The organism is Frigoribacterium sp. CFBP9030, assembly GCF_034045195.1.
Classification (GTDB): Bacteria; Actinomycetota; Actinomycetes; order Actinomycetales; family Microbacteriaceae; genus Frigoribacterium.
Window position 1 is genome coordinate 101,375 of the sequence record NZ_JAXCWG010000009.1, and the last position, 11,880, is coordinate 113,254.

Consider the following 11,880-nt stretch of genomic DNA (forward strand, 5'->3'; position numbering starts at 1 on the left):
CGTAGAGTCTCGTCAGCACGACGAGAGCACCCGTCGTGAGAGCACGCAGACGACGAAGAGGTCACCGGGATGTACGCGACAGAGCGCTACGAGTCCATCGCCGACGACCTGCGCACCGTGGGCCGCGTCTCCGTCGCCGATCTGGCCGTCCGCTTCGACGTCACCCCCGAGACCGTCCGCCGCGACCTCGATCAGCTCGAGCAGTCCGGTCTCCTCCAGCGCGTGCACGGCGGAGCCGTCGCCGCGGGGCGCTCCAGCATCCGCGAGCTGAGTCTCAGCGAGCGCGAGGGGCAGCACTCGCCCGAGAAGACCGCCGTCGCCTCCGCCGCCGCGCGGCTCGTCCCCGCCACCTTCACCGGCTCCATCGCGATCGACGCCGGCACGACCACCGCGGCCGTCGCGGCGCAGCTCGCCACGTGGGTCCCGGCCGAGACCGGCACCGTGCTCACGGTCATCACGAACGCCGTTCCGATCGCCGCGCTGCTGCAGCACAGCCCGCACATCGAGCTGCACCTGCTCGGCGGTCGCGTGCGCGGGCTCACCAGCGCGGCCGTCGGCACGACCACCGTCGAGCAGATCCAGGCCCTCCGCCCCGACATCGTCTTCGTCGGGGCCAACGGCGTCAGCGCCGGGTTCGGCCTGTCGACCCCCGACGAGTTCGAGGGCGCGGTCAAGGCCGCCTACGTCCGTGCCGGGCGTCGGATCGTCGCCGTGGTCGACCGCACCAAGCACGGCGAGGAGGCGCTGGTCCGGTTCGCGCGCCTCCCCGAGATCGACACCGTGGTCACCGACGCCGCCCCCGCCCCCGATCTGGCCGACGCGCTCGCCGAGGCCGACGTCGAGGTGATCGTCGCATGACCGCCACCCCGCAGCCGGTCTCCGAGAGCCCGAGCCCGCAGCATCTCGACCCCCAGCACGCCGATCCGCACCGAGCCGATCCGCAGAGAGCAGCCCGCATGATCCTCACCGTCACCGCGAACCCCTCGCTCGACCGCACCATCGAGCTCTCGGGTCACCTGCAGCGCGGTGCCGTCCAGCGGTCCGTGAGCACAACCGACGAGCCGGGCGGCAAGGGCGTCAACGTCTCGCGCGCACTGGTCGCCTCGGGTGCCGAGACGGTCGCCGTGCTGCCCGGCGCGCTCGACGACCCGGTGCTCGTCGCCCTCCGCGAGCGGGGCGTGCCGACGGTCAACCTCCCGATCGACGTGCGCCTGCGCTCGAACGTCACCGTCACCGAGCCCGGCGGCACCACCACCAAGATCAACGAGCTCGGCCCCGATCTCAGCGCCCACGCCGACGCGCTGACCGCGCTGATCGTCGAGCACGCGCCGCTCGCCTCGTGGCTGGTGCTGGCCGGCTCGCTGCCGCCCGGCCTGCCGACCACCTGGCTGGCCGACGTCGTCCGGGCCGTGCGCGCCTCCTGCGGTGACGACGCACCCCGCATCGCGGTCGACTCGTCGGGCGAGCCCTTCGCCGCTCTCATCGCCTCGGGCGTCGGCGTCGATCTGGTCAAGCCGAACGCGGAGGAGCTCGCCGAGATCGTCGGCGGCGACCCCGCCGAGTACGAGGCCGACCCCGCGTCCGCCGTCGAGGGCGCGCGTCGCCTCCGCGGGCTCGGCGTCGAGACCGTCCTGCTGACCCTCGGCAGCGCCGGCGCCCTGCTGATCGACGGCGAGGGCTCGTGGTTCGCCGCGGCCCCCGTCATCACCGCCCTGAGCACGGTGGGCGCCGGCGACTCGTCGCTGTCCGGCTACCTGCTCGCCGAGACGACGGGCGCTCCCGCCCCCGCGCGCCTCGCCCAGGCCGTCGCGTCGGGAGCCGCCGCGGCGGCCCTGCCCGGCAGCATCGTCCCCTCCCTCGACCAGACCTTCCCTGACGACATCGACGTCGTCCCGGTGGCCCCCGCGGCCGTCGGGCACCTCTGAGCAGCGTCGCCCACACCCAAGGAGCAGAACACCATGTCATCCCTCATCAGCACCGACCTCGTCGGTCTCGACGAAGACCTGGGCGGCACGTCGACCGACGTGATCCGCGCCCTGGCCGCCCGTGTCGCGGCGACCGGACGCGCCGGCTCGGCCGACTCGCTCGCCGACGACGCCATCAAGCGCGAGGCCTCCGTCGGCACCGGCGTGCCCGGCGGCATCGCCATCCCGCACGCCCGGTCGGCCTCGGTCACCGAGCCCACGCTGGCGTTCTCGCGCCTCGCCCGTACCGTGCCCTTCGGCGCACCCGACGGCGACGCCGACATCGTCTTCATGATCGCGGTGCCCGAGGGCGCCGACAGCGACCACATGACGGTGCTCTCGACGCTCGCCCGTGCGCTCATCCGCGACGACTTCACCGCGGCCCTCCGCGCGGCGAAGACCCCCGCCGACATCGTGAAGCTCGTCGACGACGAGGTCAGCGGCGAGGTCGCCGAGACGCGCGGCGCGACCGCGGCGTCCGCGACCGACGCGGCCGGCGCCTCCTCGGCCGCCGGTGCCGCCGGCTCGACCGACGGCGCCCGCCGCCCGAAGCTGGTCGGCGTCACCGCCTGCCCGACCGGCATCGCGCACACCTTCATGGCCGCCGACGCCCTCGTCGCCGCGGCGAAGCGCCTCGGCGCGGACCTGCAGATCGAGCCGCAGGGCTCGGGCAAGGTCACCCCGCTCGACCCGGCCGTCATCGCCGAGGCCGACGCGGTGATCTTCGCCGTCGACGTCGACGTGCGCGACCAGGGCCGCTTCGCCGGCAAGCCCGTCGTCCGCGGACCGGTCAAGCGCGGCGTCGACGCTCCCGACGCCATGGTGAAAGAGGCCCTGGCCGCCGCCACGGACCCGAACGCCGCCCGCGTGGGCGGCACGGCCGGTGCCGCCGGTGCCGCCGCGGGCTCGACCGCCGAGAAGCAGGGCTTCGGCTCATCGCTCAAGCGCTGGCTGCTGACCGGCGTGTCGTACATGATCCCGTTCGTCGCCGGCGGGGGTCTGCTGCTCGCGCTCGGGTTCCTGCTGTCGGGCTACGAGATCGCGGGCAACGCCGCGACCGTGCTGACCGACTACTCGCTGACCAACCTGCCGCCCGAGGGTCTGCAGTACTTCCTCGGTGCCGCCGCGTTCCAGATCGGCAATCTGTCGATGGGCTTCCTGGTCGCCGCCCTGGCCGGTTACATCGCCTACGCCATCGCCGATCGACCCGGCATCGCGCCCGGCTTCGTCGCCGGTGCCGTCGCCGTCTTCATGGGCGCCGGCTTCATCGGCGGTCTCGTCGGCGGTCTGCTCGCCGGCTTCGCCGCCTACTGGATCGGTCGTCTGAGCGTGCCGCGGTGGCTGCGCGGTCTGATGCCCGTCGTGATCATCCCGCTGTTGGGCTCGATCTTCGCGTCCGGTCTGCTCGTCCTCGTGCTCGGCGGCCCCATCGCCGCGCTGACCGTCGCCTTGACCGACTTCCTCAACGGCCTCAACGGCGGCGGGGCGATCATCCTCGGCGTCATCCTCGGTCTGATGATGTGCGTCGACCTCGGCGGACCCGTCAACAAGGTCGCGTACTCGTTCGCGGTCGCCGGTCTCTCGGCCGGCTCGCTGACCGACAACCCCGCACCGCTGATGATCATGGCCGCCGTCATGGGCGCCGGCATGGTGCCCCCGCTCGCGATGGCGCTCGCGTCGACCGTGCTGTACCGCAAGGGCTTCACCCAGGTCGAGCGCTCGAACGGCACCGCGGCCTGGCTGCTGGGCGCGTCGTTCATCTCCGAAGGCGCCATCCCGTTCGCCGCAGCCGACCCGCTGCGCGTGATCCCCGCCAGCATGGTGGGAGGCGCGGTGACGGGTGCCATCTCGATGGCTGCCGGAGTCACGTCGCAGGCTCCGCACGGAGGCTTCTTCGTGTTCTTCGCGATCACGGGTCTCGGCATGTGGGTCGTCGCGATCCTCGCCGGCACCGTGGTGAGCGCGGTCGTGCTCGTGCTGCTGAAGAAGTTCGTCCGTCGCTCGACGCCGGCCGGTGCCGACGCGTCGGTCGAGGCGGCCGAGGCCGGTTCGGTCGTCGGTCAGCGCAGCCCCGTCGTCGCCTAGGCCCCACGCCGCCACACACTCGACAGCCCGCCACCGAATCCGGTGGCGGGCTGTTGAATTCGTGGCGGGGTGGCCGAGGAGGCGCTACTCGGTCTTCTCCGTCTGCCACTTCTCGGGCGCACGGTCGCCGTTCGGGCGCACCGGGCGCACGTCGCCGACGATCGGGATGGCCCGCTTGCGCATCGCCCAGAGGTACCGGACGGTGAAGTGGGTGAGGGTCGACAGGCGGTTGCCGTTGCCGAGCAGGCTCGTGATGTGCACGAAGACCCAGAGCAGCCAGGCGATCGGGCCGGTCAGGGTGAAGCCGTTCGGCAGCTGGACGACGGCGGCGTTGGTGCCGACCGTGGCCATGGTGCCCTTGTCGTGGTACTTGAACCTGGTCAGCGGCTTGCCCGCGAACATCCGCTGGATCTGCTCGCCGATGTGCTCGCCGCCCTGGATGGCCGGCTGGGCCAGCTGCGCGAGGGCGTCGTCGGTGGCGGCGATGTCGCCGGCGGCGAAGATGCAGTTCAGGCCCTTGACCGTGAGGTCGTCGTTCACCTGGATGCGCCCGCCGTGGGTCTGCGGCACACCCCAGCCGGCGACCTCGGCGTGCGCGGCGACGCCGGTCGCCCAGATGACGAGCTCGGCGGGGATGAACTCGCCGTCGGCGGCGACGACCCCGTCGGGGCGCACCTCTTCGACACCGGTGTCGAGGCGGAGGTCGACGCCGCGCTTGCGCAGCACCTTGGCGGCGTAGCGGCGGAGGCGCGGGGCGAAGGGCTTCAGCAGCTCGCCGCTGCGGTGCACGAGGGTGATCGTGATGCTCGACGCGTCGATCTCGGGGTAGGCGTCTTTCAGGGCCTGGTCGCGCAGCTCGGCCAGCGAGCCGGCCATCTCGACGCCGGTCGCACCGCCGCCGACGATGACGACCCGCACCTCCCCGCTGCCCTGCGACGCGGCCGCGTTCTCGAGCTGGGTGAAGAGCTCGTCGCGGATCCGCAGCGCCTGCGAGCGCGAGTACATCGAGTAGGCGTACTCGTACGCGCCCTTGGTGCCGAAGTAGCTGGTGTTCACGCCGTTCGCGAGCACGAGGGCGTCGTAGGCGATCTCCTCGCCGTCGCGCAGGGTGATGATGCGCTCGTCCGGGCGGATGGTGGTGAGCAGACCGTGACGGAAGTCGGCGTTCGACTGCCGCGAGCGGAGGCTCCGCAGGAAGTAGGTGACGTCGCCGGCGTTGAGGCCGCCGGTCGCGACCTGGTACATGAGCGGCTGGAACATGTTGTAGACGTGGCGATCGACGAGGGTCACGCGGACGTCGGCATCGCGCAGCGCCCTGACGGCGGCGATGCCGGCGAACCCTCCGCCGACGATGACGACGTGCTTACGGTGATCTTCGCTCATGCTGAGCTCCTGCAGGTGTCGATGGTGTGCGGATCCCCATCGACCCTTGAATTCGCGGCCCTCGTGCGGCCAGCCGCGAGCTTACTCGCCTCGGCGCGCCTCCGAAGTCCCAGTCGATCCCCAGCCCCGCACCGTGCACCGAGTGCGTCGGTGCACTTAGTGTAGGCACGTGACCGTCAAGACCCTCGCGCCCGATCGCCGTGCCGCCCTCAAGGCCAGGCACCGCCTCGCGATCGTCGACGCCGCCGACGCCCTGATCGCCGAACGGGGCGCCCCGAGGTTCAGCGTCGACGAGCTCGCCGAGCGGGCCGACGTCTCGCGCCGCACCGTCTTCAACCACTTCGCCTCGCTCGACGAGGTCGTCATGACGGCCTGCACCCGCGTGCTCACCGGCGCCGTCGACGAGTTCCGGGCCGCGACCGCGGCGACGCCCGTCGGAGACGGCTCGCCGGCGTCGATGTTCTCCGAGATCACCGCCGCCATGCGCGGCATCGACCTGCCCGCCGTGATCGCCTACCTCTGGACGGTGCTCGGCGACGACGGCACCGATCCGCGATCGCACCACCTCATCCAGGACGTCTTCACCCGCACGACCGAAGAGCTCTCCGCCGAGCTCGCCGTCCGTGGCAGCGACGCCGACGGTCTCGAGGCGGAGATCCTGGTCAGCTCGATGATGAACGGCATCGCCGTCGTCTCGCACCGCTGGATCACCGCGACCGGCGCCTCCCTCGACCCCGCCTCGCGCGCCGAGTGGGACGCCCTCCTCGACCGACTCGTCTCGACCGTCCGACGCGGGTACGCACCCGCCGACTGACCGCCCCCGACCGCCCCCCCCGGCCGCCGCCCGCGACGGCCGACCCGCACCTCCTTCCCGACGACGCGACGCGAGGCTCCACCACCCCCACCGCAGCACACCCCGCTTCACCTTCTGGAGGAACCCAGCACCATGGCATCTCTGCTCTATCGACTCGGACGGTTCGCCGCCCGCCGGGCCTGGACGGTCGTCGTCGCCTGGCTCGTCGTGCTCGGCCTCGCCGGCGGCGCGTTCGCGTTGTTCGGCGGCACGCTCACGAGCGCCGTCAGCATCCCCGGCACCGCCACCCAGGAGGTCAGCGACGAGCTGGCCGACAAGTTCCCGCAGGCCAGCGGCGGCACCGGCACCGTGGTGTTCACCACGACCGACGACGCCCCCTTCACCGACGCCCAGAAGACCGCCGTCGGCGATCTTCTGACGTCCACCGAAGAGCTCGACGACGTCAAGGGCAGCACGAACCCCTTCGACACGCAGCAGCAGCTCGACGATCAGCAGCAGCAGGTCGCCGACGGTCGTCAGCAGATCACCGACGGCACCGCGCAGCTCGAGGCGGGCCAGTCGCAGATCGACGCGGCGCAAGACCAGCTCACCGCCGGTCAGCAGCAGCTCGACGCCGCGCGCGCCCAGGCCGAGGCCGCGGGTCAGCTCGCCGCCGCGCAGCCGCAGCTCGACGCGCAGCAGGCTCAGATCGACGCCGGCCAGCAGCAGATCGACGAGCAGCAGGCGACCCTCGACTCCAGCCGCACCGAGCTCGAGACGCAGAGCTCTACCCTGGAGGACGGCGCGGCCCTGCTCGCCCTCGCCGAGGACATCCGTCAGGTCTCGACCGACGAGACGACCGCCGTCGCGACCATCCAGTTCGACGAGGCGCTGAACCTCGTCCCGGCCGAGTCGAAGGAGGCCGTGGTCGCCGAGATGAACGAGGCCGACATCGACGGCGTCCGCGCCGAGGTGTCGAACGACATCGCCGCCTCCATCCCCGAGATCCTCGGACCGGGCGAGGTGGCGGGTGTCGTCATCGCCGCCATCGTTCTGCTCGTCATGCTCGGCACCCTCATCGGCGCCGGTCTGCCGCTCATCAACGCGCTGATCGGCGTGGGTGTCGGCGTGCTCGCCTCGCTCGCCCTCTCGGGCACCGTCGAGATGCTGTCGGTCACGCCCGTGCTGGGGGTGATGCTGGGTCTCGCGGTCGGCATCGACTACTCGCTGTTCATCCTGAACCGGCACCGCACGCAGCTCCGCGACGGCACCCCGCTGCCCGAGTCGATCGGGCTGGCCAACGGCACGTCGGGCAACGCGGTCGTCTTCGCCGGCTCGACGGTGCTCATCGCCCTGCTCGCGCTGAACCTCACGGGCATCCCGTTCCTCGGCCTGATGGGGACGGTCGGCGCAGTCTGCGTGCTGGCCGCCATCCTCATCGCGATCACGCTCACGCCGGCGCTCCTCTCGATCGTCGGGATGCGCATCCTGCCGAAGAAGGTCCGCGCCCGAGTCGGTCACACCGGCCCGGTGCGTGTGCCGAGCAAGCCCATGAAGACCAGCCGTGCCGTTCTCACCCTGATCGGCGGCGTCATCGTGCTGCTGATCGTGGCGATCCCCGCGCTCTCGATGCGTCTCGGTCTGCCGGCCGGCTCGTCCGAGCCCGTCGACTCGAGCGCGTACAAGGCGTACACGCTCGTCGCCGACAAGTTCGGCGCCGGGGTCAACGGCCCGCTGCTCGTCGTCGCCGATCTCGACGAGGCCGTGTCCGACGACGATCTCGTCGCCGAGCAGGTCCGCGTCGGGACACTGCTGAAAGACCAGTCCGACGTGGTCGCCGTCGCGCCCATCGGCGCCTCCGACGACGACACGCTGCTGGCCTTCCAGGTCGTGCCCGACGGTGGTCCCACCGACGAGTCGACCGAGCAGCTCGTCCGCGATCTGCGCGGTCTCGAGCTCGACGGGGTGTCCGAGTTCGGAGTCGCCGGCAACGCCTCCGGCAACATCGACGTCAGCGAGAAGCTGTCGGCCGCGCTGCCCCTCTACCTGCTCGTCGTCGTGGGGCTCTCGCTGATCATCCTGATCTTCGTGTTCCGGTCGATCCTCGTGCCGATCACGGCGACCATCGGGTTCGTGCTGTCGCTGTTCGCGGCGTTCGGCGGGGTGACCGCGGTGTTCCAGTGGGGCTGGCTGGCGCCCGTCTTCGGCGTGCACGACCCGGGGCCCATCCTGAGCTTCCTGCCGATCCTGATGGTCGGCGTGCTGTTCGGGCTCGCGATGGACTACCAGCTGTTCCTCGTCAGCGGCATGCGCGAGTCGTACGCGCATGGCGCGGGGGCGCGTCTCGCCGTGCAGCGCGGGGTCCACGCGGGGCGCACCGTCGTCACCGCGGCCGCGCTGATCATGACCGCGGTGTTCGCCGGCTTCGTGTTCTCGAACTCGGTGATGATCCAGTCGATCGGTCTGGGGCTCGCGCTCGGCGTGCTGGTCGACGCCTTCGTCGTCCGCCTGCTGCTGATCCCCGCGGTGATGCACCTGCTGGGCGACGCCGCGTGGTGGATCCCGAAGTGGCTCGACCGGATCCTGCCCGACGTCGACGTCGAGGGAGCCTCGCTCGAGCGGTCGCACCCCGGCAGCTCGACCGACGCCGCAGCGAACGCCGACGGTGAGCACGCGTCTCACGTGATCGAGGGTGCCGCACCCGACGGTGCTCCGCACGTGCAGGGGTCGGACGGCCCGCCCGCGCACCGGGCGTAGCGGAACCGAGGAGGCGCGGGGCGGGGAGATCCCGCACCGCGCCTCCTGCATGTCCCGAGGGGGCTCGGCGGGTTCCCGTCATCCGCGGCGGGTCAGCGCTGACCCGCCGCCGCCGACACGGACCCGCCGCACCCCCGCCGCGTCAGCCCAGCGCACCCGCCGCCGCCGACACGGACCCGCCGAACCCCCGCGGCGGCCAGGCGACGCGTCAGTCCAGCGCCCCCACGGCCGACTCGGCCGCAGCCCGCACCCGGCCCGACACGACGGCGGCGTGCGCGAAGTCGATCTCCGGCGCGAGCCAGCGATCCGGCCCCGGTCCGCCCACCTCGGGCCGCAGGGCCTCGACGACCGCGCGCGCCGGAGCCCCCATCTCGAGCGGGGCGCGCAGCTCGAGGGCGCGAGCAGCGGCCAGCACCTCGATGCCCACGACGCGGGCGAGTCCGTCGACGGCGGTCCGCAGCTTGCGGGCGGCCGACCAGCCCATCGACACGTGGTCCTCCTGCATGGCCGACGACGGGATCGAGTCCACCGACGCCGGCACGGCCAGCCGCTTCAGCGTCGAGACGATGCCCGCCGACGTGTACTGCGCGATCATCAGCCCGCTGTCGACCCCGGCGTCGTGCGCCAGGAACGCCGGCAGCCCGTGGTTGCGATGCGGATCGAGGAGGCGGTCGGTGCGCCGCTCGGACATGCTCGCGACGTCCGCGACGACGATCGCCAGGAAGTCGAGCACGTAGGCGACCGGCGCCCCGTGGAAGTTCCCGTTCGACTGCACGCGCCCGTCGACGGTGACGACGGGGTTGTCGACCGCCGAGGCGAGCTCGCGGTCGGCGACCAGGCGGGCGTGGTCGACGGTGTCGCGCGCGCCGCCGTGCACCTGCGGGGCGCAGCGCAGCGAGTAGGCGTCCTGCACGACGGTGTGACCCGGGTGGGCGTGACTCGCGACGATGGGCGACCCGGCGAGCAGTCGGCGGAGGTTCGAGGCCGACGACTGCTGCCCGGCCTGCGGGCGGAGCGCGTGCAGATCGGCCGCGAACACGGCGTCGGTGCCGAGCAGCGCCTCGATCGACAGCGCGGCCGAGACGTCGGCCGTGGCGAGCAGCAGGTCGAGGTCGGCGAGGGCGAGGGTCAGCATGCCGAGCATGCCGTCGGTGCCGTTGATCAGCGCCAGACCCTCCTTCTCGGCGAGCACGACCGGTTCGATGCCGGCGGCCGCCAGGGCCTCGGCGGCGGGCATGGCCGTGCCCGACGCGTCGCGCACGTCGCCCTCGCCCATCAGGGCCAGCGCGCAGTGGGCGAGAGGGGCCAGGTCACCCGAGCAGCCGAGCGAGCCGTACTCGGCGACGATGGGCGTGATGCCGGCGTTGATCAGATCGACGTAGCGCTCGACGGTGGTGGGGGAGATGCCCGTCCGCCCGGTCAGCAGGGTCGAGATGCGCAGCAGCATCAGTGCCCGCACGACCTCGCGCTCGACCTCGGGCCCCGATCCGGCGGCGTGCGAGCGCACGAGGCTCTTCTGCAGCTGCGTGCGACGGTCGGCGTCGATGTAGGTCGTGGCGAGGGCGCCGAAACCGGTCGAGATGCCGTAGTGCGGGCGGTCGTCGGTGGCGAGCGCGTCGATGACGGTGCGGCTGGCGGCCACGGCGACCCGCGCCTCCTCGGCGATCCCGATGCGGACGCCGTGGCGCGCCACGCGCACGACGTCGGCGGCCGAGACGGGGCCGATCCCGACGACGACGGGCGTCTCGTCGGGGGCGGTGGAGGACGAGGAGGCGCGGGTCGAGTCGGTCATGACCACATCACACCGCGTCGCCCCGGCCGCGCACCGTGGGCGCGCCGTGGGCGCGCCGTGGGCGCCTTTCGAGTCGAGTCCGTGCCTGCCGCCCCGGTTGCCGGTATCTTCGATCCGTACCGGGCCGTTCGATCACGACGGCCTGTCATCTTTCACACCAAGGGGAACCCATGACCTACGCCAACCCGGCACCCGACGCCACGCCCACCACGCAGAAGAAGACGATGGCCGTCCTGTCGCTCGTCTTCGGCATCGTGAGCGTCGTGCTCAGCCCGTTCTTCCCGATCCTGTGGATCCTCATGGCGATCGCGGCCGTCATCCTCGGCTTCCTGTCGCGCAAGCGCGAGAACGCCCGCACGATGGCGCTCGTCGGCATCATCCTCGGCTTCGTGGGCATCGCGGCGAACATCGCCTCGATGGTCGTCGGAGCGATGATCGCCGTCCAGACGTTCCAGGGCTGATCCAGCAGAAGGGGCCGGGCCATGTGCCCGGCCCCTTCGTCGTACCCCCCCCGAGGAGGCGCGCGACGGATCACCGGTCGCCCGCGCAGGTAACGGGGCGATAACGAAAGAAGATCGTTCCAATCCTTTCGGGGGAGGGTGGCGAATCCTTTTCATCCCCACCGGGAATCACAGAAAAGGACCTGATCATGAATGCTTTCTCCCGTAAGAAGATCACCAAGGTCGGACTCGGCCTCGTCGCCTCCGGCGCCCTCGTGTTCTCGCTCGCCGCGTGCTCGATGGACTCCAACAGCGGCTCCACCGAGTCGACGACCTCGGCTTCGGCATCGGCCGAGCCCAGCGCCGAGGCCACCCCGGTCGCCTCGCTCCCCGACCTCAGCAACGGCGTCGACACCCAGGTCACGGTCGACCAGTCCTTCGTCGACGCACTCACCTCGCTGGGTCTGACCCCGGCCCCGGTCGGCACCGGCACCTTCGACGGCGCCACGGGCACGTTCGCGTTCCCGATCACCGGCGGCAACGTCGACTACTACGACCCCTCCTCCGACGTGCGCCCCTACGTCCAGGGCGAGCTCGACCACGACGGCTCGGGCCTGTCGCTGACCGCCGGTGACACCACCGTCGAGCTCACCGACTTCCGCATCG

Annotated in this window: 8 protein-coding genes and 1 pseudogene; 7 read left to right on the top strand and 2 right to left on the bottom strand. The window is 72.0% G+C overall.

All coding sequences use genetic code 11. From position 1 onward, the window contains the following. The first annotated feature begins 69 nt into the window (after positions 1-69). From SOM13_RS11165 to SOM13_RS11175, 3 genes are all read left to right on the top strand, one after another. A complete protein-coding gene (locus tag SOM13_RS11165) occupies positions 70-858 on the top strand; it encodes a DeoR/GlpR family DNA-binding transcription regulator (RefSeq protein WP_243216470.1) in 789 nt (262 codons plus the stop codon). 98 nt (positions 859-956) lie between these two features. Continuing rightward, positions 957-1,925 carry a 1-phosphofructokinase family hexose kinase gene (locus tag SOM13_RS11170; protein WP_243216471.1) on the top strand — a complete coding sequence of 323 codons (969 nt, stop codon included), beginning with the start codon at positions 957-959 and terminating at the stop codon, positions 1,923-1,925. 33 nt (positions 1,926-1,958) lie between these two features. After that, positions 1,959-4,049, top strand: a complete 2,091-nt coding sequence (locus SOM13_RS11175; RefSeq protein WP_320479760.1) for a fructose-specific PTS transporter subunit EIIC — start codon at positions 1,959-1,961, stop codon at positions 4,047-4,049. An 84-nt stretch (positions 4,050-4,133) separates the two neighbouring features. Here SOM13_RS11175 and SOM13_RS11180 read toward each other — a convergent pair whose 3' ends face one another. Next, entirely contained in the window at positions 4,134-5,432 is a 1,299-nt protein-coding gene (locus SOM13_RS11180; RefSeq protein WP_192060629.1) for an NAD(P)/FAD-dependent oxidoreductase, read from the bottom strand. A 169-nt stretch (positions 5,433-5,601) separates the two neighbouring features. Here SOM13_RS11180 and SOM13_RS11185 point away from each other — a divergent pair, with 169 nt between their 5' ends. Together SOM13_RS11185 and SOM13_RS11190 are read left to right on the top strand one after the other, a co-directional pair. Further along, positions 5,602-6,246, top strand: coding sequence for a TetR/AcrR family transcriptional regulator (locus tag SOM13_RS11185; RefSeq protein WP_192060628.1), 645 nt, complete (start codon positions 5,602-5,604; stop codon positions 6,244-6,246). Positions 6,247-6,378: 132 nt separating this feature from the next. Further along, positions 6,379-8,982: an MMPL family transporter gene (locus tag SOM13_RS11190; RefSeq protein WP_192060627.1), complete on the top strand. Its 2,604-nt coding sequence runs from the start codon at positions 6,379-6,381 to the stop codon at positions 8,980-8,982. 208 nt (positions 8,983-9,190) lie between these two features. Here SOM13_RS11190 and hutH read toward each other — a convergent pair whose 3' ends face one another. Next, entirely contained in the window at positions 9,191-10,774 is a 1,584-nt protein-coding gene (hutH, locus tag SOM13_RS11195) for a histidine ammonia-lyase (RefSeq protein ID WP_320479761.1), read from the bottom strand. A gap of 170 nt (positions 10,775-10,944) precedes the next feature. On the opposite strand from hutH, the gene SOM13_RS11200 reads away from it, so the two are divergent. Both SOM13_RS11200 and SOM13_RS11205 read left to right on the top strand, forming a co-directional pair. Next, the gene (locus tag SOM13_RS11200; protein WP_320477863.1) at positions 10,945-11,235 is read left to right on the top strand and encodes a DUF4190 domain-containing protein; all 291 of its coding nucleotides are present in this window, start codon (positions 10,945-10,947) and stop codon (positions 11,233-11,235) included. A 188-nt stretch (positions 11,236-11,423) separates the two neighbouring features. Beyond that, positions 11,424-11,880: pseudogene (locus SOM13_RS11205) on the top strand (hypothetical protein); the annotation flags it as partial.